Raw genomic sequence first — 20,793 nt, 5'->3', positions numbered from 1 at the left:
TACAATGGGCCGATGAACGCATCCACCGATATCGATTACGCCCGTTACGACCATATCCGCCCGATCCTGTGGACCGGCGAGAGCCTGCAGCTGCTCGACCAGCGCAAACTGCCGTTCATTGTCGAGCACGTGGAGTGCCGCGACAGCGATGCAGTCGCCGAGGCCATCCACGCGCTGACCGTGCGCGGCGCGCCGGCCATCGGCATTGCGGCCGCCTGGGGTGTGGTGCTGGCGGCCAACGAGGTGCAGGCCGATGATGGTGCCCAGGCGCTGCTGAAGCTGGAACCGGCGCTGCAGCGCCTCAATGCCTCCCGCCCGACCGCCGTGAATCTGGCCTGGGCGCTGGCCCGGATGCGCCGCGCGCTGGCCCCGGCCGGTGCCGACTGGCAGCAGGTGCTGGCCGCCGAGGCCCAGGCGATCGCCGAGGAGGACCTGGCTGCCAACCGTCACATGGGCGCGCTGGGCGCTGGCTTGATCGAGGCGGGCAGCGGCGTGCTGACCCATTGCAACACCGGCTCGCTGGCCACCGCCGGCTTCGGTACCGCGCTGGGCGTGATCCGTGCCGGCATGGCCCAGCACCGTATCGCCCGCGTGTTTGCCGGGGAGACCCGGCCGTGGCTGCAGGGCGCGCGCCTGACGGTGTGGGAGCTGCAGCAGGATGGCATCGATGCCACCCTGATCGCCGATTCCGCCGCCTCGCACCTGATGAAGACCGGCGCGGTGCAGTGGGTGATCGTCGGCGCCGACCGCATCTGCGCCAACGGGGATACCGCCAACAAGATCGGCACCTACCAGTTGGCCATCGCCGCCCGCCACCACGGCGTGAAGTTCATGGTGGTGGCGCCGTCCTCCACGGTGGACATGGACACCGCCGACGGCGAGCAGATCGAGATCGAGCAGCGCGACCCGGGCGAGCTGTACGGCGTGGGGGGCACCCGCACCGTGGCCGAGGGCATCGCCGCCTGGAACCCGGTGTTCGATGTCACCCCGGGCAGCCTGATCGATGCCATCGTGACCGAACGCGGGGTGATCCTGAGCCCGACAGTGGCCAACATGCAGGCCGCCTTCGGCTGAGGCCTGCTGCGGCCCGCGCCACGACCAAGGGTCGTGGCCTGCACGGGGTAGCGGCCAACCGTTGGTCGGTACCGCCGACGAGCATGGGTCGGTACCCACCCCAGCGTCCGGCAACGCCCTCGTAAGTTCCTGATTCTTGCCGGTAAAACCCCCGTAAAAGCAGGCGGAGAACGGCCTGCTGTGGTAGAATCCAACGGTTAATCGAGATTCCGGCGCAACCGCCCCGAAAGGGCGGTCGTGACGGACTGGACCGCTACCAGACAACGGAACCCGAATGGCAGAAACCGCCAAGGAAATCATCCAGGTCAACCTGGAAGACGAGATGCGCAAGAGTTACCTCGATTACGCGATGAGCGTGATCGTGGGGCGCGCACTCCCGGATGCGCGCGATGGCCTCAAGCCGGTGCATCGCCGCGTGCTGTTCGCGATGAGTGAACTCAACGCGCACGCCAACAAGCCTTACTTCAAGTCGGCGCGTATCGTCGGTGACGTCATCGGTAAGTACCACCCGCATGGCGATCAGTCGGTGTACGACACGCTGGTGCGTCTGGCGCAGCCGTTCTCGCTGCGTTACATGCTGGTCGATGGCCAGGGTAACTTCGGCTCGGTCGACGGCGACTCCGCCGCTGCGATGCGCTACACCGAAGCCCGCATGTCCAAGCTCACCCATGAGCTGATGGCGGACATCGAGAAGGAAACGGTCGATTTCCAGCCCAACTACGACGAGAAGGAACTGGAGCCGACGGTCATGCCGACCCGGTTCCCGAACCTGCTGGTCAATGGTTCGGCCGGTATCGCGGTGGGCATGGCGACCAACATCCCGCCGCACAACCTGACCGAATCGATCAACGCCTGCATCGCGCTGATCGACAATCCCGAGATCGACGTCGACGGCCTGATGGAGTTCATCCCGGGCCCGGACTTCCCGACCGCAGGCATCATCAACGGCACCGCCGGCATCGTTGCCGGGTACCGGACCGGTCGTGGCCGTGTGCGCATCCGCGCCAAGGCCGAGGTCGAAGTGGCTGACAACGGCCGCGAATCGATCATCGTGACCGAGATCCCGTACCAGGTGAACAAGGCCCGGTTGATCGAGAAGATCGCCGAGCTGGTCAAGGAAAAGAAGCTCGAAGGCATCAGTGAACTGCGCGATGAGTCCGACAAGGACGGCATGCGCATCTTCATCGAGATCAAGCGTGGCGAGTCGGCGGAAGTGGTGTTGAACAACCTCTACCAGCAGACCCAGATGGAGTCGGTGTTCGGCATCAACATGGTGGCGCTGGTGGATGGCCGCCCGCAGTTGATGAACCTCAAGCAGATGCTCGAGGCCTTCGTGCGTCACCGCCGCGAAGTGGTCACCCGCCGCACCGTGTTCGAGCTGCGCAAGGCGCGTGCCCGTGCGCACGTGCTGGAAGGCCTGACTGTCGCGCTGGCCAACATCGACGAGATGATCGAACTGATCAAGACCTCGCCGAACCCCACCGAAGCGCGCGAACGCATGCTCGCCCGCCTGTGGGAGCCGGGCCTGGTCGGCTCGATGCTGGGCGCCGCCGGTGCCGAAGCGTCGCGTCCGGATGATCTGCCCAAGGGTGTGGGCCTGCTCGAGGGCGGCTACCAGCTGACCGAGATCCAGGCGACGCAGATCCTGGAAATGCGCCTGCATCGCCTGACCGGGCTGGAGCAGGACCGCCTGACCGACGAGTACAAGCAGCTGCTGGAAGTGATCGCCGGGCTGATCGAAATCCTGGAAGATCCCGACCGTCTGCTGCAGGTCATCCGCGAAGAGCTGATCAACGTGCGTACCGAGTTCGGTGACGAACGCCGCACCGAGATCCGCCACAGCGAAGAAGACCTGGACATCCTCGACCTGATCGCCCCGGAAGACGTGGTGGTCACCCTGTCGCACGCCGGCTATGCCAAGCGCCAGCCGGTCAGCGCCTACCGGGCCCAGCGCCGCGGTGGCCGTGGCCGCAGCGCCGCGTCGACCAAGGAAGAGGATTTCATCGAACAGCTGTGGCTGGTCAACACGCACGATACGTTGCTGACCTTCACCAGCGCAGGCAAGGTGTTCTGGCTGCCGGTGCATCAGCTGCCGGAAGCCGGTTCCAACGCCCGTGGCCGCCCGATCATCAACTGGATTCCGCTGGAAGCCGGTGAGCGGGTGCAGGCCGTGCTGCCGGTCCGCGAATATGCCGAAGGCCAGTTCGTGTTCTTCGCCACCCGCAACGGCACCGTCAAGAAGACCCCGCTCAGCGAGTTCGCCTTCCGTCTGGCACGCGGCAAAATCGCGATCAACCTCGATGAGGGGGACGCGCTGGTCGGCGTCGGCCTGACCGACGGTGAGCGCGACATCCTGCTGTTCGCCTCCAACGGCAAGACCGTGCGCTTTGGTGAGGACAAGGTCCGCTCGATGGGCCGTACCGCTACCGGCGTGCGCGGCATCAAGATGCCCAAGGGCGAGGAAGTGGTCAGTCTGATCGTGGCCGAGAGTGCGGGCGGCAGTGAAGACGAGAACGAGGATGAGAGCCAGGTCGACGAGACCGTGATCGACAGCGGTGATGCCGTGATCGAGAACGGGGCTGACGATGACAACGCGCTGTACATCCTGACCGCGACCGAGAACGGCTACGGCAAGCGCACCCCGCTGCCGGATTACCCACGCAAGGGCCGTGGCACGCAGGGCGTGATCGGCATCCAGACCACCGAGCGCAACGGCAAGCTGGTGCGTGCGGTGCTGATGGGGCCGCGCGACGAAGTGCTGCTGATTTCCGATGGTGGCACCCTGGTGCGCACCCGTGGTTCGGAAATCTCGCGCGTCGGCCGCAACACGCAGGGCGTGACCCTGATCCGTCTGTCCAAGGAAGAGAAACTCCAGGCGGTGGAACGCATGGACGCCTCGCTGGACGAGGGTGTGGAAGAAGAGACACCGGCAGCCATCGAGGCCAGCCCGGCAGTGACACCCCCGGAGGCGTAAGCCCTGCCAGTGGGAGTCACACGGAGAACGCCGGCACACGCCGGCGTTTTTCGTTGTGGGGCAGGGGCTTGCCGGGTTTCATCGTCGGCTGTGCCGACGTTGGCGACCGCTGCAAAGAACGCGCAACGTTCACGACCCCGGTGGGATAAGAGCCGCGGGGCCGGCAGCAATGTCGGCGATCTTCGCGCTCCAGGAGAGACCGATGTCCACCACGACGCAGACCCGCCGCCCCCGCCATTGGCTGGTGGCTGTGCTGGCCATTGTCATTCTGTTGCTGGGGGTTGTATTCACCGCAGGGGGCGCTTGGCTCGCCAGCCTCGGTGGTTCCTGGTACTACGTGCTGGCCGGTGTCGGCCTGTTGATCTCTGGCGTACAGCTGTGGCGGGGCCGTTACAGCGGCGCGCTGTGGTTTGCGCTGGTGTTCGTCGGCACGCTGCTGTGGACATGGTGGGAGTCGGGCAGCAACTACTGGCGCTGGGTACCGCGCCTGGGCCTGATCGTGGCCATCGGCTTCGTGCTGTCGCTGCTGTTGCCCACGCTGGATCGCCCGGTCTCACGCAAGGTCTCGCGTGGCATCGCCGGCGTGCTCGCGCTCGTGTTCGTCGCGGCCTTCACCCTGGCCTTCGTGCCGCACGGCGTTACCGCCGCCGAGGGCGCGTTCCCCGAACCGATGACCAGCACCGGCCTGGCACCGACCGCCGATGCGCCCCTGCAGCCGGCCGACCGCCCGGTGGATGGCGACTGGGCCGCCTATGGCCGCAACAATGCCGCCACGCGCTTCTCGCCGCTGCAGCAGATCACCCCGGATAACGTGGCCAAGCTGGAGCAGGCCTGGTTGTTCCGCACCGGTGATCTGCCGGAGAAGCGCTGGGGCGCGGAAACCACGCCGCTGAAGGTCGGCGACAGCCTCTACCTGTGCACCGCGCGCAATCAGCTGGTCGCGCTCAACGCGGCCGATGGCACCGAGCGCTGGCGCTACGACCCGAAGATCAAGGACACGTCCATTCCGTACACCGCGGCCTGCCGTGGCGTCTCCTATTACGAAGTGCCGGCCACCGCGCAGGACACCGCGCTGAACGATGTCGCCGCCGATCTTGCCGTCCCCAGTGGCGTGCCGGTGCTGACCCAGGTGCCGCGCGGCGCCTGTGCCGCCCGCATCATTGAAGGCACCCTGGATGGCCGCCTGATCGCGGTCGATGCCGCCACCGGCAAGCTGTGCACAGGCTTCGGCAACAACGGTCAGGTGGACATCACCGTTGGCATGGGCGACAGCCCCGCCGGCTATGTCTCCATCACCTCGCCGCCGGCGATCGTGCAGGGCGTGATCGTGACCGGCCACCAGGTGCTGGATGGCCAGCGCCGCGACGCCCCCTCGGGCGTGATCCAGGCCTACGATGCCGTGACCGGCAAGCTGCGCTGGGCGTGGGATATGGTCCGCCCGGAACGCAACGGCGCACCGCCGGCCGGCGAGACCTATACCCGCGGCACCCCGAACATGTGGACCACCGCGACCGGTGACGACGAACTCGGCCTGGTCTACCTGCCGATGGGCAACTCGGCCGGCGATTACTGGAGTGGCTCGCGCACCGAGAACGAAAACAGATACGCCACGTCGCTGGTCGCCATCGACGTCAACACCGGCAAGCCGGCCTGGCACTTCCAGGCCGTGCGCAAGGACGTCTGGGATTACGACATGGGTTCGCAGGCGACCCTGATCGACTACCCGACCGCCGCCGGCAAAGTCCCGGCGCTGCTGCTGCCGACCAAGCAGGGCGACATGTACATCCTCGACCGCCGCACCGGCAAGCTGCTGACCCCGGCCGAAGAGCGCAAAGTGCCCACCGGCGGCGTCGAGCCGGAGCAGCGTTCCCCGACCCAGCTGTTCTCGCTGTATCACACGCTGCGCAAGCCGGACCTCACCGAGCGCGACATGTGGGGCATGACCCCGATCGATCAGCTGGTGTGCCGCATCCAGTTCCGCGAGGCCAGCTACGAAGGTTTCTACACCCCGCCGACCGCGGACCGTCACTCCATCGAATATCCCGGCTACAACGGTGGCTCGGACTGGGGCAGCGTGGCCGTGGATCCGCGCCGCGGCGTGATCGTGGCCAACTACAACGACATGCCCAACTACAACCGGCTGGTGCCGCGCGAAAAGGCGGACAAGCTGGGTTGGGTGCCGCGCGAGGAGATCACCGCCGACAAGGGCGGTGCCGAAGGCGCAGGCGATCCGCAGGTGGGCACGCCGTACGCCATCGACGTCAACGCTGGCTGGCGCCTGCCGTTCACCAAGCTGCTGTGCAAGGAGCCGCCGTACGGTGGCATCCGCGCGGTCGACCTGCGTACCGGCAAGACCCTGTGGGACCGCCCGTTCGGCAGCGCCCGTGGCAATGGCCCGTTCGGCATCCGCTCCGGCCTGCCGATCGAGATCGGCACGCCGAACAACGGTGGCTCGGTGGTCACCGCCAGCGGACTGATCTTCATTGCGGCCGCGACCGACGATCTGCTGCGCGCGATCGACCTGAAGACCGGCAAGGAACTCTGGCACGCCAAACTGCCGGCCGGTGGGCAGGCCAACCCGATGATCTATGAATTTGGTGGGCGCCAGTACGTGGTCATCATGGCCGGCGGCCACCACTTCATGGAAACCCCGGCTGGCGATTACGTGATCGCTTACGCGCTGCCCAAAGGGTGAGGGCAGCACCCGGCGCTACGCCGGTACCCGCACCATCTTACGCATCAGATGCTCCACTACACCGGCTGGATTCGCCGTGCGGCCCACATGCGTGCTCGACATCTGCACCACCGAGCTGCGTTTGGCGGTCAAGAAATGGAAACGTGCACGCGCCGGCAACTGCGCGATGGGGCCTGCGTTCGCATCGCCGCGGCAGATTGCCACGATGGCATCCAGCCACGGCTGCAGCCCTTCAATATCCAGGGCGGGCGCGAAGGCGCGCAGCCGTTCCAGATCCAGTTCGATCGCCGCTTCCAGGTGCTTGGCGCCCGGGCAGGACACGATGACCCCGACGTTGATGAACTCTTCGCGTTCCACGCGGGGCACCACGCGGATCACCGCATAGTCATACGTGTGCAGTGTGGGCACGGACGGCCTCCTGTACAAAGGCCGCGCGAACGCGAAGGCGGTGTTGCAGGTAATCGACATAGGCCTGGCGGTAGGCGGCCGGGCTGTCGAACACGGGTTCATCCACCAGCCAGCTGTCCGGCACCAGGCCGACGATGCGTTCGATCTCCGCATCGGGCAGCATCACCGCAAGACCGGCATCGACCTCGGCAATCTGCGTGGCGAAGGGCAGCAGTACATGATCGCGGATCAGCACGAAGGGCTTCTTGCAGGCCTCGCCCGCACTGGCCCAATCGTGATGGAAGTACATTGCTGCACCATGGTCGATCAGGTACAGCTTGCGATGCCACACCATCAGGTTGGGATTGCGCGCGGTGCGGTCCACGTTGCTGGTGAACGCATCGAACCACACGATCTTCGAGGCGAGTTCCGCATCGGGCTGCATCGCGGCCGGGTCGTAGTTGATCGCGCCGGGCAGGTAATCACTGCCCAGGTTCAGGCCTTCGCTGGCGCGGATCAGGTCCTGGATCTCCGGGTCCGGCTCGGTCCGCGCGAACTCGCGGTCGAGCTCGACGAACACGATCTCGGGGATCGGCAGGCCCAGCGTCCGCGCGATCTCGCCGGCGATCAGCTCGGCGATCAGGGCCTTCGGCCCTTGGCCAGCGCCGCGGAATTTGAGCACCACCATGCCGTCGTCGTCGGTCTCGACCACGGCGGGCAGGGAGCCGCCTTCGCGCAGCGGGGTGACATAACGAAGGGCGTGCACGGTTCGCACAGCGGCACCCGGAAGCAATGGAACGACAAGGGTACCGCACCGCGATACCGGTCTCGATGGCCGCCTGCGGCAGGCTTTGCCGGATCAGGTGAAAAGCCGCCGGCCATTTCTTCTGGCCCATCCTCGGGAAGGACGGCAGTGCTAGATTCGAGACGTGCCGACCGACGACCCTGCCGCGCCGGCTCCCACCATATCCAAGGGGACACGCATGCTTGCTCGTACGTTCTGGTCCACGGCGTTCACCGTGACAGCCTTCGCCACGCTGGGCACGATGCCCGCCCATGCCAGTGGCTACGCCACACCACCGGAGCGCCTGCTCAAGGTGCTCAAGGCACCGCCGCCGCCGATACCCAGCGTCGACCCGACCGGCCAGCGCCTGCTGCTGACCACCACGCAGACCTATCCCTCGATCACCCGCGTCGCCCAGCCGTACCTGAAGCTGGCCGGTGTGCGCCTGGAGCCGAAGAACCGCAGCCGCCACGACACCCCGGGTGGTTACGGCATTCCACCGTGCGTCGGTGACTTCACCGTGGTGGAGACCCTCAGCGGCCGCTCTACCAAGGTGGCGCTGCCCAACGGGTGTGCCGGCATGGCGCAGTGGTCGGCCGACGGCCAGCGCTTCGCGTTCCAGAATGTGGTCGATGACAGCGTGCAGCTGTGGGTCGGCGATGCGGTCACCGGCCAGGTCCGCCAGGTGCCCAACGTGGCGCTCAACCCGATCTTCGGCAGCACCGTGCAATGGCTCGGTGGCAGCCAGCAGCTGCTGGTCAAGCTGGTACCCGCAAAGCAAGGTCCGGCGCCAAGCGCCGAAGGGGCGATCGGCCCGGACATCCAGGAATCGCTGGGGACGGCGGGCGAAAGCAGTACCTACGAAGCCCGCGATACGCTGACCAGTGCGTACGACGAGGCGCTGTTCGCCTATTACGGCCAGTCGCAGCTGGCGGTGGTGGATACCGCCTCCAACACGGTGCGCACGGTCGGCGCCCCGGCGCTGCTGGACAGCGTCGGGGCGGCGCCGGATGGTGTGCATGTGCTCACCAGGACGCTCAAGGCACCGTTCTCGCACGCAGTGACCTACCAGCGTTTCGCCAATGACGTGACGGTGCTGGATATTGCCAGCGGCCGCAGCACGTCGATTGCCAGCCTGCCGCTGGCCGACCGCGTACCGGTTCACGGCGTGCCGGAAGGCCCGCGTGATTTCGATTGGCGCGCGACCGATCCGGCCACGCTGGTGTATGCCGAAGCCTTGGACAAAGGCGATTGGAAAGTCACCGTCCCGCATCGCGACCGCGTGCTGATGCTCAAGGCCCCGTTCACCGCCAAGCCTACCGAGATCGCCCGTACCGCGCAGCGTTTCGAAGGCCTGGCCTGGACCGCGCAGCCTGACGTTGCTTTCCTGGATGAGAACGACGAGAACCGCCACTGGCGCCAGACCCGCATCGTCAACGTGGACAACCCAAAGCAGGAAGGTCGCCTGCTGTGGGATCTCTCCAGTGATGAGCTGTACGAGGACCCGGGCAATTTCGTGTACCAGCGCCTGCCCACCGGTGCCTACGTGGTGCGCCAGGAAGGCAACAGCGTGTTCCTGCGCGGGCAGGGTGCTTCGCCGCAGGGGGATCGTCCCTTCCTGGATGCACTCAACCTCGGCAGCCTGAAAACCGAGCGCCTGTTCCGCAGCGATGCCGATGCCTATGAGCAGTTCATCGGCTTCAGCGCGATGCCTGGCCACCTCCTTACGTGGCACCAGTCGGTGACCGATGCACCGAATGCGTTCGTGCGCCTGTTGGGCGAGCGGGTCGCCGCCGCCACGCCGGGCGAAGCGCAGTTCGCGTCGAAGCCGGACGCACTGACCCACCTGGTGGACCCGACCCCCGAAGTGCGTCAGATCAAGAAGCGCCTGGTGACCTACAAGCGCGCCGATGGCGTGGACCTGTCGTTCACCCTGTACACGCCGCCGGGGTACAAGGAAGGCCAGCGCGTCCCAGCGATTCTCTACGCGTACCCGGCCGACTTCGCCAACGCGGCGCAGGCGGGGCAGGTGTCCGGTTCGCAGCAGACCTTCACCCGCCTGGCGCCGTACCGGCTGATGCTGCTGGCCGGCTACGCGATCATCGACAATGCCTCGTTCCCGATCGTCGGCGACCCGAAAACCGCCTACAACACGTATCTGGAACAGCTTGAAGCCGATGCGAAGGCCGCAGTGGACAAGGCCGTGGAGCTGGGCGTGGTCGACCGCAACCGGATCGGTGTCACTGGGCACAGCCATGGGGGCCTGATGACCGCCAACCTGATCGCGCATACCGACCTGTTCAAGGCCGGGGTCGCCACCAGCGGCTCGTACAACAAGACCTTCACCCCGTTCGGGTTCCAGAACGAACGTCGCTCGGTCTGGCAGGCGCAGGACGTGTACCTGAAGGCCTCGCCGTTCTTCTACGCCGACAAGATCAAGCTGCCGCTGCTGCTGGTCCACGGCGAGGATGACGCCAACCCGGGCACTGAGCCATTCCAGTCGCGCAAGCTGTTCCAGGCGATCCGCGGCAATGGCGGCACCACCCGCCTGGTGATGCTGCCGCACGAACCGCATTGGTACACCGCGCTGGAATCCAATGAGCAGCTGGTGTCGGAAATGCTGACCTGGTTCGACACCTATGTGAAGAATGCGCCGCCGGCCAAGCGCTGAGGCGAGACATTGGTAGCGCCGCTCATCAGTGAGCCGCGATACGCATCAGAACCACGGCCGCCCTCAATGGGCGGCCGTTCTGCATTCCTGGGCGGGGGATGGAATTACACTCGGGTCAGACCACAAGGACGCAGGCATGGATATCCAGTCTTGGGGACCGGCGGGCAGCGGGATCGTTGGCGGCATCATCGCCACATGGCTCGTTGCGTACTGGGCGAGGGGACTGAAGACGCACTACCGTGGCTGGTCCAGGGCCTCGCTGCGGCGCCGTCACCGCACCACGATCCGGGTCGCCAACATCCTGTTTTTCGTGGGGTTGTTCAGTGGCTTGGCCCTGTACCCGCTGGGCGGATTTGCCCACAACGATCACCGGCCGGCGTTCCTCGGCTTCGGGCTTGCCTCGCTGTTGCCCCTGCTGGCACTGGTCGTCATTCCGTTCCTGACCGGCCGAAGCATACGGGAAGCGTTCGTTGCCTTCGCGATCGGCCAAGGGGCGCCGGTATGGGCCACCTATCTGCCGCTGGCTGGCGGCCTGGTCTGCCTGGTCGTGGCACTGGTGGGCTTTCTTCCCATCGGCCGTTGAGATGGCGGACCGACGCGCGACGGGTGGACCTCGCCCGGCCCGGCAGGCAAAGTGCGCTTCAAGGGGATGACGGGTGCCGGGGAATGAGGGATCGAATGCAACAGGCACAAGCACACGCCACCGGCAGAGCCACGCGGCGTGTTGGCAGCCGCTGGCTGTTCGTCCTGGCAGCGCTGGCGTGCGCCCCGCTCATGGCGGTGGCGCAGACCGCTACCGCGCCCGTTGATTCCGCAACGCGGGATCCCGACCGCCCCCGCACCTGCCTGGTCCTCGGCGGTGGCGGTGCCCGCGGCGCGGCCCACATCGGCGTGCTCAAGGTGCTCGAGCGCGAGCGCGTACCGATCGACTGCATCGTCGGCACCTCGATGGGCGCGGTGGTCGGCGGCTTGTATGCCTCCGGCTACACGGCCGACGAGATCGAGGCGGTGCTGGACCGGATCGACTGGGCCGAGGTGCTGCGCGACAAACCGCCACGCGATGAGCGCAGCATGCGCCGCAAGGAAGATGACCTGCGCCTGCTCGGCGGCGTCGAAGTAGGCCTGAGCAACGGCAAGATCGCGTTCCCGCAGGGGCTGATCCAGGGCCAGAAGCTGGAGATGCTGCTGCGCCGCCTGCTGCTGCCGACCTGGCAGGTGCGCGACTTCGATCATCTGCCGATTCCGTTCCGGGCCATCGCCACCGATATCGTCAGCGGCGAGAAGGTGGTGTTCGCACAGGGCGATCTGGCCTTGGCCATCCGCGCGAGCATGTCGGTGCCGGGCGTGTTCGCGCCGGTGCGCTATGAGGACCATCTGCTGGTCGATGGCGGTGTGGTAGACAACGTCCCGATCGATGAGGCGCGGCGGCTGGGCGCGCAGCGGCTGATCGTGTCGCGGGTCGGCTCGCCGCTGATGACCGAAGCGCAGCTGGATTCACCCTTGGCGATCAGCCACCAGATGGCCAGCGTGCTGATGCAGCGCGAAGTACTGGCGCAGTTGGCCACGCTCGGGCCACAGGATCTGCTGATCACACCGCCGCTGGGCGATATGGGCAGCCAGGATTTCAACCGCTCACCACAGGCGGTCGGCGTCGGTGAGCAGGCCACGCAGGCCGAGGTCGCGGCGGTTCGTCGCTTCCAGGTGGACGATATTCGCTACGCCGCCTTCCAGCGCCAGCATCGGCCGCCGGCGTATGAAGCGCCGATCGTGGCCTTCATCGATGTGCTGCGCGATAAGACACGCACCGCGCGCTATATCGAGCAGCGGCTGACGCCGGAGGTCGGCCAGCCGCTGGCGCCGGACCGCGTGGAGCAGAACGTGGCCACGGCCTACGGCGAAGGCCGCTACCAGCAGGTGCAGTGGCGGCTGGAAGAGCGCGACGGGCAGCAGGGTCTTGTGCTCGTGCCACAGGACAAGCGGTGGGGACCGGACTTTCTGCATTTCGCGCTGCGCCTGTCCGATGATTTCGACGGCAGCAGCAACTACCAGCTCATCACCGAGCTGACCCGTACCGGCCTCAGCGAGCAGGGCGCGGAGCTGAAACTGCGCGTGGGGCTGGGCGAAGTCGAAGAGGCCTTCGCCGAGTACTACCGGCCGTTCGGCAGCAGTGGCCGGCATGCGCTGTCCACCTATGCCAAGTACCGCGCCACCGATCTGGACCTGGCCCTGATGCGCGGCGGCGCACTCGCCGAGTTCCGCTACAGCCAGTGGCTGGGCGGGCTACGCTGGGCATATTCGCCACATCCGGATTGGGAAATCGCGCTGTTCGGCGAGCGTGGCCGTGAGCGCCTGCGCCTGGACGTCGGCAACCCGACCGAGCTGGGCAATTACCGCGCGGACATGGGCAGCCTCGGTTGGCAGCTTCGGCACGATTCGATCGACAGTTCGGCTTTCCCGAGTCGCGGCCAGCGCCTGTCGCTCACGCGGCAGCACTATCTCGATGCACTGGGCACCGACAATTCGGCGGCGGTCACGCGGGTGCAGTGGGATGGGGCATGGGCGCACGGTCACAACCGCTGGCTCGGTGGCCTGCGCGCCTCCTCCGCACACGGTGGCGATGATCTGCTGGCCACCTACGGTTTCCTGGGTGGGTTGGGAAATCTGTCTGGCTATCCGGAAGAATCCATCTTCGCGCCACAGACCGCGCTGGCGAGAGTGGTGTATTACCGTCGCGTCGCGCACGCCGATTCGCTGCTGACCATCCCGCTGTACGTCGGTGGCAGCGTGGAGTGGGGCGGATTCTGGCAGCGCCGCGAGGATGTCAGCCTGGATGGCATGCAGACCGCAGGCAGCCTGTTCGTCGGTGCCGATACGTTCCTGGGACCGGTGTTCCTCGGCTACGGCCGCGCGCAGGGTGGGCACACTTCGTTCTATCTGACCTTTGGCTCACTGCTGCGGACGCTGGATGGGTTCTGATGGGTTCTGCGCTTTATCCTGTGCAGCCATGTTGTTGGTGTGATGCCGATGAAATCGATGTTCCTGGCCGTGGTGCTCCTGCTGTCTGCCGGCCACGTGCATGCCGCTGATGCACCGTCGCTGCCCGCAGCGTGGACGCAGATCGGCATCACCGTCGGCATGCCATACGCGCAGGCCAAGGCGCTGCTCATCAAGGCCGGATGGCTTGTATCCGCGCCCGACAACGAGGGCACGCCCGTCTTTGCCGCGCATCCCGAAGTGGATTGCGGGCAGGGCTGGGACGCGATCTGTTCGGCAGGCTTCCATCGCGGAGACGAGGCTTACGGGTTGGTGCTCACACCGACCAATGATGACAAACTGCTGGTGCAAGGCGTCTTCTGAAAGGAGTGACACGGATGTCCAAACCTGACGTGGTGGTATTCGATTTCGACTTGACGCTGACCGGATGGGAGACCGCAAGCCGGTTCTTCAAAACGCTGCTGCGACGCCAGCCGTGGCGGATCGCCGGTGTGGTGCTGGCGCTGCCGGTGCTGGTTCCGCTTTGGGCGCTGCCGCACACGCGGCGGCTGCCGGTACGCTTCGCGGTCTGGATGGCCACGTTCGGACGTAGCGGTGAGGCACTGGCTGCGCTTGCGGTCGCGCATGCCGACGAGGTGTTTGGCGGACCGGAGCCGGTGTTCCTGACGCAGGGCGTGGAACGGCTGCGCGACCATCTCGCGCAGGGCGACCAGGTGGTCATCGCCACGGGGTGTTGGGAGCCGCTGGCGCAGGCGCTGCTCGAACGCGAGGGTCTGCAGGACGTCCCATTGGTCGCCTCCACCCTGCGCTCCTGCCTGGGAGGGTGGGTCAGCGAGCGTCATTGCCTGGGTGAGAACAAGATTCCGATGCTGGCCGAGCGCGGGTATCCGCCGCCGTGGCGCGTCGCCTACACCGATCACCGCGCCGATCTGCCGCTGCTGCGCAACAGCGCGCAGTGGTATCTGGTCAGCCCGGGGGAGAAGTGCCTGCGCCTGATCGAACAGACGATGATGACCAAGGCGCAGATCCTTCCCTGGCGCGACGCCTGAGCGCTCCTGACACTGCGCGACCAGCGCGAGCCTCAGTCCTCTTTCATCGCCACTTCCGCCGCAAGCAACGCTTGCGCGGCCCTGCTCAGTTCCGGCGAAGGCACGATGGGCGCGCCGATGGCCTCCATCATCTGATCGGTGGAGACGAACCGGCGATGCCGGCGGTCGTAGATGCCGGTGATCAGCAGGGCACGCGTGGCGACCTTTTCCTCGTCGCCGATCAGCACCCGCTGCTCCATGATGATGCGCGTGCCGACCCAGCCGGCCAGCCGCGTCTCCAGCACGAAGCGCTGGAACGGCTTGAGCTCGCGCCGGAACTGGATGCTGCCGCCACTGACGATCGGGGCCCACTTCGAGCGCCATGCCACCCGGCCCAGGCCCATGCGGAATACCAGATCGAGCCGGCCCAGGTCAAAGATCGTCCAATAGCGGCCGTTGGTCATGTGCAGGTTGCTGTCGATGTCGTTGGGCAGCACCCGGAAGCTCAGTCGCGACACGGCCAGCGGGGCGGTGAGTTTGGGTCGGAATGGCGAGGACAGCAGCAGGAACAGCAGGCGGAACCAGAGATTCATGGGCGTGGGCGCTCATCTATAACAGTTGTCATAATTCAAATACGCTAATCTATGACACTCGTCTTAGCAAGGAGTCCGGCCCATGAGTGCACGTCATTCCGATGCACCGCAGCGCGTTGTGGCTGCGGCCGCGGAAATGCTGGCCACCTACGGACTCAATGCCTCCAGCGTCCGCGAGGTTGCCAAGCGCGCGCAGGCGCCGTTCGGTTCTACGTATCACCACTTTCCGGGCGGCAAGCAGCAGGTGCTGGCCGAAGCCACGACATTGGCGGGTGCCAAGGTGGATGCGCTGCTCGATACCTGCCTGCAGGGAGCGGCCCCCGAGGGGCTGCACCTGTTCCTGGCCGCGTGGCGCGAGCGCTTGATCCGTTCGGATTTCCACATGGGCTGCCCGGTGCTCGCGGCGGCGGTCGAAGAGCCGATCGACGATGCCCCCGACGATGCACGGCGGGCCGCGGCCGAGGTATTCGCGCGCTGGGAAGCCCGGCTGACCGAAGCGCTGGCCCGCGGTGGCCGCTCGCCCGAGCAGGCCAATGGCATTGCCACCATGATCATCGCCAGCATCGAGGGCGCGGTGGCGATGAGCCGGGCCACGCGCGACATCGGCCCGTTCGATCGCGTCGCAGCGCAGCTTGTTTCCCTGGTCGCCGATCGCTGAGACTGTCGGCCTGCCGCAACCGGAGTGCCGCGCTTTGACCGCCTTGATCCGTTCCACCGTGTTTGCCGCGACGCTTGCCGCATGCGCCCTGCATCCGAGTGCGCACGCGCAGGAATCGCCTGCGACCAACCCGTTGTATCGGGTGCCTGCCGACCAGGCGACGCCCGCGCAGGTCACGGAGATGCAGCAGCGCCTGCTGGACTGGCCGCAACTGCAGCGCTACCGGGCCGAGAATGCGGCGTTGGCGCCGGTCGCGCCGGGGACCAAGCGCGTGGTGTTCTACGGTGACTCGATCACCGAAGGCTGGGGGCCAACCGGCAGTGAGCGTTTCTTCCCGGGCAAGCCCTACGTCAACCGCGGCATCTCCGGGCAGACCACGGCGCAGATGCTGCTGCGCTTCCAGCAGGATGTCATCGCCCTGAAGCCGGCGGTGGTGGTCATCCTCGCCGGCACCAACGACATCGCGGGCAACACCGGGCCGACCACGCAGGCGATGATCGAAGACAATCTGCACGCGATGGTGGAACTGGCGCAGGCGCACAACATCCGCATCGTGCTGGCGTCTGTCCTGCCGGTCAGCGACTACCCGTGGCAACCCGGCGTGCAGCCTGCGGGCAAGGTGACGGCGCTCAACCGGGCATTGCGTGCGTATGCGGAGCAGCAGGGGCTGGTCTATCTGGATTACCACACCGCCATGACCAACAAAGACGGCGGCCTCGACCCGCAACTGGCCGCCGATGGCGTGCATCCCACGCCGGCAGGTTATGCGCGGATGGTACCGTTGGCCGAAGCGGCGATCGCGCGGGCGCAGGCGCGTTGACGATGAACAATCCCTACTCGGTGGCGGTACGAGCCTCGCTCCCGCCTGCCTCGCGCGGCTACGGCCTGCTGGCGGTGGGCGTGCTGAGCAGTGGCTTGACCGCGATCGTGATGACCGCCATCGGGTTCTTTGTGGTGCCGCAGTTCCAGGAGGTGTTCACCAGCTTCGGCGTGGCGCTGCCGTGGCTCACGCGCGCGCTGATCCACGGGTATGGCTGGGCCTGGATCGCGCCGGTGCTGGTGCTGCTGCAGTGGTTTCGCGGCCCGGGCGGCCTGTATCGCCCCCATCTGGCGGCCGTGCTGGGCGTGCTGGCGATGCTGGGCGGTGCGCTGGTGACGGTGTTCGGGCTGTATCTGCCGATGTTCCAGATCGGCGCGGTGGTGTGACAGCCTCCTGCGGCCGGCTGGTCAAGACCGCTGAATACGGTCGGCTCGTCCGGCAATACGCGTCGGCTTGATCCAGGTCATGTGGCCGGGCTGCGACGCTCGCTACCGTTGGAGTCGCCTGTAACCAGTGCAGGTCCGACTGCCCGATGAGACACCATGCACGAGCCCGCTTCTCCCGTCCCTGTGGCATTCGAGCCGCCGACGCATGCGGCCACGCTGGACGAGGACATCTGCGTACATATCTTCACTACCTCGGCGGCGATGCTGGGGGTGTGCATGACCGTGGTCGGCGTGCTGCATGTGGTTACCGTGCTGCGCCAGGTCGACACCCTCGGCGATGATCTGCTCAGCATCAATTCGCTGATCTACCTCGGCGCCTGCCTGAGCGCGTATTGGGCGCTGCGCACGCGCCGGCGCAAGCGCAACCAGTTCCTGGAAGGCCTGGCGGATTGGCTGTTCCTGATAGGCCTGGCGGTCAGCGCGGTCGCCACCGGTTTCATCACCTGGGCCATTACCGGCACGTAGGCTGCTGCGGCTGCAGCGGCGATATGGGGCGTGCGGCGCGTGACAGAGTCCTATCGGGCGCAGACTGAATGCTTCAGTCCGGATGTGCGGTGCGGTCAGGGGCAAACAGAACAAACCAGTAGAAATACTGGCCCCTGGATATTGCACAACCGGGCCACTCAAAACAGTATGAATCGGCCATCGCAGCATCGCAGGAGACCCACGATCATGCGCATCACCGCTGGCACGCCGTCGGCGCGTTGCTGGGCGTGTTGTTCCTGTCCAGTGGCCCCGGAGTGCTTCCCGGGTGTGCTCGCCTCGGCACACCTGCAGGAGCTGGAGCGGCTCGTCGAACACACCGCGCCGGTGCATGCCGGCGGTCTGCTGTTCCGGCAGGGCGATCCGTTCCAGTACATCACGGTCATCCGCCTCGGCATGGTCAAGACCTACGCCGTTGATCGCGACGGGCGCGAGCAGACCCTCGGCTTCCATATGCCGGGGGATTTCATCGGCCTCAGCGCTATCGACGAGCAACGTTATCCCTGCAATGCGATCGCCCTCGACACCGTGACCTTGTGCCGGTTGCCGTTTCATGAGGTCGCCGAACTGGCCACACGCATGCCAGCGCTGCAGGCCAAACTGTTCCGGTTGATGAGCCGGGATATCGCGCGAGCCACGCAGCTGGCCTGCAACTGCATGGCCGACGAGCGGCTGGCGGCGTTCCTGATCGATATGGCCGACCGCATGGCGGCACGCGGGTACGCCTCGAACCGCTGGCAGTTCACCATGTCGCGGATGGATATCGCCAGCTACCTGCGCTTGGCACCGGAGACGCTCAGCCGCTTGCTGCGTCGCTTCCAGGAGGAAGGACTGGTAGCGGTGGAGGGGCGCGATGTGGAAGTGCGCGGCCGCGACCGTCTGCAGGCCATCGCGGCCATCGCCCCCGCGCGGCGCGCCATTGCGGTCCCCCACCACGTCCGCCACGAGGCGGCCTAGCGGGGCGTGCTGTGGGGACTGCCAGCGCTTAGTCAAAGCGCCAACGCACCCCGGCATACACACCGCGTCCATCACCGGGCGTTGAGCGCGCGACATCCTTGCCCGCATCGTCGTAGCCCGGGGTGACCGTGGCGGCGTAGTGGCGGTCGGTGAGATTGCGCAGCTCCGCCCAAGCCTGCCAGCGGCCGCCGGGGGCGTCGTAACCGATGCGGGTGCCGAATATCACGTGGCTGTCGGCGGCCATGCTGTTGGCATAGTCGACGAACATTTTCGACGCGTACTCGGTGTTCAGCCCGGCGTAGAAGCCGGACGGGTGGTCGTAGCGCAGTTCGGCCTGGTAGTAGTGGCGCGGCAGGCCGGGCAGGCGATTGCTGCCGAAGCGCGCATCATCGCGGTAGCGGAAGTCGCTGAAGGTGTAAGCCTGGCGCAACGACAGCCGACCGTTGACGCCCTGCCACAGCGCACTGTCCAAGCCGGCTTCGATGCCGCGGTGCACGGTCGGGCTGGCGTTGGATTCGGCGATGAACAGGTTCGGCACCGGTTGCACTTCCACGGTGAGCAGTTCGTGGTTGAGGCGCGCGTAGTAGCCGGTCAGTTCCCAGCGGCCGAGTGCGCTGTCGCCGCGCGCGCCGAGTTCCAGCGTGGTCGCGGTCTGGTTGTCCAGTTCCACCGGCGCGCGCTGGCGGCCGGTGGAGGCACCGTTGCCGGCGGTGAAGTACTGGTTCGAGCCCCAGATCATCGACCAAGGATGCGCAGGTTCCACCGAGCGGCTCAGGTTGCCGAACCACTGCGTCTGCGGCGTCTGCTGCCAGGTGAAGCCCAGCCGCGGCGCATAGTCCCATTGGCGCTCGGACAGCCGTTCCGGCGTGGCCGGCCAGGTGACCTGCACATCGCGGCGGGTGTGGATCAACGCCATGCCGGTCTGCAGGTGCAGCGTGTCGGTCAGCGCCAGATCATTGCCGATGTGCAGCACGCTGTCGGTGCCGTAATGCTCAACGTCGCGGGTGTGCGTGCCGGCCGCATACCCGTTGCTGGAAAAGCGCAGGGTCTCGCGCACGTTGGCATCCAGATCGTGGGTGACGCGCAGGCCGATCGTGGTCACGCTGTCATGCCCGAACAGCGCGTGCCGGCGGCGGTAGTCCAGCGTGCCGTTGAGGTTGGCGTAGTCCAGCTGCTGGCGGTACAGGCTCTCGTTCAAGTCCATCGGGTACTTGTGGTACACGAGGCCGGCCTGCAGCGACGAATCTGCATCGATGGTGTAGGTGGTGGTGTTGCCGACCCACGTGCTGCCCGGCTGCGGGCGGCGTGCGTCGATGGCCACGTTGGCCGGGTTGGCGGCGCGGGGATCGTTGCGGATCTGCGCGCGGGTCAGGCGTCCCGGGGTTTCGTGATCGGTCTCGCGGTAGCGCAGGAAGAAGCGCGTTTCCAGATCCGGGGTGAGCTGCCAGCCGAGGTTGGCCACCGCACCCTTGCCCTTGCCGGCGGCGTGCTGCTGATAGCCGTCGTACTCGGTGTCGGTGTAGGCGATGAAGTAATCGACAGCGTCCCGCACGCCACCCAGGCTGATCCCGCGCTTCTGGTAGCCGCGTGCGCCAGCTTCGTAGTGCAGCTCCAGCCCGGGCGTATCGCGGCCACTGCGGGTGATGTAGTTGATCGCACCGCCCAATGCCAGCGCGCCGCGCTCGAACCCGTTGGCGCCGCGCAGGACCTCGACGCGGCTCAGCCACAGCGGCTCCAGCAGCTCGTAAGGCGTGCCACCCGGGCCGGTCAGCGGCAGGCCATCCAGCGAGACCGACAGGCCGGAGGCATGCGCACCCGGCGCCCGGTTGAGGCCCGAGCCGCGGATGGAGACCTTGACGCCTTCATTGCCGGCACTCTGCGCGCTGATACCGGGCTGATAGGCCAGCACATCGGCCGTGCTGGCGACGCGGCCCTGGCCGACCTCCGCCAGATCCACCACGTTGCCCGCACCGGCGACCCGGTCCAGCGCGCGGCGCGCCGCCTCGGTGGCGTCGGCGGCGGTGACGTTCACCGCATCCAGGGTGACCGCCTGACCGGCGGGCGCGGCATGGGCGATGTCGGTGGCGGCAAGGCTGGCCAGCAAGGCACCCGCGAGCAGGGACAGGGAAGGGGCGGTGGAGCGATTCGGGAGGGCAGTCATTCGTGCGCGGTATCAGTGCGGACACGGCCCACGTCGCCGCGGCACCCTGTCAACTTCATGTGGGGCGC

General features: G+C 66.7%; 17 protein-coding genes. 13 read left to right on the top strand and 4 right to left on the bottom strand.

Annotated elements, in window-relative coordinates; translation table 11 throughout:
- Positions 1-12 precede the first annotated feature (12 nt).
- The 3 genes from mtnA (at position 13) to AC1DIQ_RS00960 (ending at position 6,743) form a co-directional block, all read left to right on the top strand.
- On the top strand, positions 13-1,074 hold the full coding sequence (gene mtnA, locus AC1DIQ_RS00970) for an S-methyl-5-thioribose-1-phosphate isomerase (RefSeq protein WP_282262134.1): 1,062 nt from the start codon (positions 13-15) through the stop codon (positions 1,072-1,074).
- A 274-nt stretch (positions 1,075-1,348) separates the two neighbouring features.
- Positions 1,349-4,048: a DNA gyrase subunit A gene (gene gyrA / locus AC1DIQ_RS00965; protein ID WP_121037823.1), complete on the top strand. Its 2,700-nt coding sequence runs from the start codon at positions 1,349-1,351 to the stop codon at positions 4,046-4,048.
- Between the two features lie 202 nt (positions 4,049-4,250).
- Entirely contained in the window at positions 4,251-6,743 is a 2,493-nt protein-coding gene (locus AC1DIQ_RS00960) for a membrane-bound PQQ-dependent dehydrogenase, glucose/quinate/shikimate family (protein ID WP_152153348.1), read from the top strand.
- Positions 6,744-6,758: 15 nt separating this feature from the next.
- Here the strand turns inward: AC1DIQ_RS00960 and AC1DIQ_RS00955 are convergent, their stop codons facing one another.
- Together AC1DIQ_RS00955 and AC1DIQ_RS00950 are read right to left on the bottom strand one after the other, a co-directional pair.
- A complete protein-coding gene (locus AC1DIQ_RS00955) occupies positions 6,759-7,151 on the bottom strand; it encodes a DUF3037 domain-containing protein (protein ID WP_478049292.1) in 393 nt (130 codons plus the stop codon).
- Positions 7,129-7,905 (bottom strand): HipA family kinase, encoded by a 777-nt coding sequence (locus tag AC1DIQ_RS00950; RefSeq protein WP_121037814.1) that lies wholly within the window; start codon positions 7,903-7,905, stop codon positions 7,129-7,131. Before AC1DIQ_RS00950 ends, AC1DIQ_RS00955 begins: the two co-directional genes overlap by 23 nt.
- A gap of 208 nt (positions 7,906-8,113) precedes the next feature.
- On the opposite strand from AC1DIQ_RS00950, the gene AC1DIQ_RS00945 reads away from it, so the two are divergent.
- The 5 genes from AC1DIQ_RS00945 (at position 8,114) to AC1DIQ_RS00925 (ending at position 14,628) form a co-directional block, all read left to right on the top strand.
- Positions 8,114-10,585: a S9 family peptidase gene (locus AC1DIQ_RS00945; RefSeq protein ID WP_478049291.1), complete on the top strand. Its 2,472-nt coding sequence runs from the start codon at positions 8,114-8,116 to the stop codon at positions 10,583-10,585.
- 136 nt (positions 10,586-10,721) lie between these two features.
- Positions 10,722-11,168: a hypothetical protein gene (locus AC1DIQ_RS00940; RefSeq protein WP_478049290.1), complete on the top strand. Its 447-nt coding sequence runs from the start codon at positions 10,722-10,724 to the stop codon at positions 11,166-11,168.
- Positions 11,169-11,263: 95 nt separating this feature from the next.
- Entirely contained in the window at positions 11,264-13,561 is a 2,298-nt protein-coding gene (locus tag AC1DIQ_RS00935; RefSeq protein ID WP_478049289.1) for a patatin-like phospholipase family protein, read from the top strand.
- A gap of 48 nt (positions 13,562-13,609) precedes the next feature.
- Entirely contained in the window at positions 13,610-13,942 is a 333-nt protein-coding gene (locus tag AC1DIQ_RS00930) for a hypothetical protein (protein ID WP_478049288.1), read from the top strand.
- Positions 13,943-13,956: 14 nt separating this feature from the next.
- Complete coding sequence (locus AC1DIQ_RS00925) at positions 13,957-14,628, top strand: HAD family hydrolase (RefSeq protein ID WP_152153338.1); 672 nt, start codon at positions 13,957-13,959, stop codon at positions 14,626-14,628.
- A 32-nt stretch (positions 14,629-14,660) separates the two neighbouring features.
- Here the strand turns inward: AC1DIQ_RS00925 and AC1DIQ_RS00920 are convergent, their stop codons facing one another.
- Positions 14,661-15,200 carry an acyl-CoA thioesterase gene (locus AC1DIQ_RS00920; protein ID WP_461770040.1) on the bottom strand — a complete coding sequence of 180 codons (540 nt, stop codon included), beginning with the start codon at positions 15,198-15,200 and terminating at the stop codon, positions 14,661-14,663.
- A gap of 82 nt (positions 15,201-15,282) precedes the next feature.
- Between AC1DIQ_RS00920 and AC1DIQ_RS00915 the strand changes: the two genes are divergently transcribed.
- The 5 genes from AC1DIQ_RS00915 (at position 15,283) to AC1DIQ_RS00895 (ending at position 18,564) form a co-directional block, all read left to right on the top strand.
- Positions 15,283-15,858: a TetR/AcrR family transcriptional regulator gene (locus tag AC1DIQ_RS00915; protein WP_461770039.1), complete on the top strand. Its 576-nt coding sequence runs from the start codon at positions 15,283-15,285 to the stop codon at positions 15,856-15,858.
- A 34-nt stretch (positions 15,859-15,892) separates the two neighbouring features.
- Positions 15,893-16,678, top strand: coding sequence for an SGNH/GDSL hydrolase family protein (locus AC1DIQ_RS00910; protein ID WP_461770038.1), 786 nt, complete (start codon positions 15,893-15,895; stop codon positions 16,676-16,678).
- A 2-nt stretch (positions 16,679-16,680) separates the two neighbouring features.
- Positions 16,681-17,064, top strand: coding sequence for a hypothetical protein (locus AC1DIQ_RS00905; protein WP_282262115.1), 384 nt, complete (start codon positions 16,681-16,683; stop codon positions 17,062-17,064).
- Between the two features lie 156 nt (positions 17,065-17,220).
- Positions 17,221-17,589, top strand: coding sequence for a hypothetical protein (locus tag AC1DIQ_RS00900; protein ID WP_461770037.1), 369 nt, complete (start codon positions 17,221-17,223; stop codon positions 17,587-17,589).
- Positions 17,590-17,796: 207 nt separating this feature from the next.
- Positions 17,797-18,564 (top strand): cyclic nucleotide-binding domain-containing protein, encoded by a 768-nt coding sequence (locus AC1DIQ_RS00895; protein ID WP_478049287.1) that lies wholly within the window; start codon positions 17,797-17,799, stop codon positions 18,562-18,564.
- 28 nt (positions 18,565-18,592) lie between these two features.
- Here the strand turns inward: AC1DIQ_RS00895 and AC1DIQ_RS00890 are convergent, their stop codons facing one another.
- Complete coding sequence (locus AC1DIQ_RS00890) at positions 18,593-20,725, bottom strand: TonB-dependent receptor family protein (protein ID WP_478049286.1); 2,133 nt, start codon at positions 20,723-20,725, stop codon at positions 18,593-18,595.
- Between the last annotated feature and the right edge of the window lie 68 nt (positions 20,726-20,793).

It is taken from the genome of Stenotrophomonas sp. 05L413 (assembly GCF_056397945.1).
Note: the sequence above shows the minus strand (reverse complement) of the source record. Positions and strands in the feature narration are given on the sequence as shown.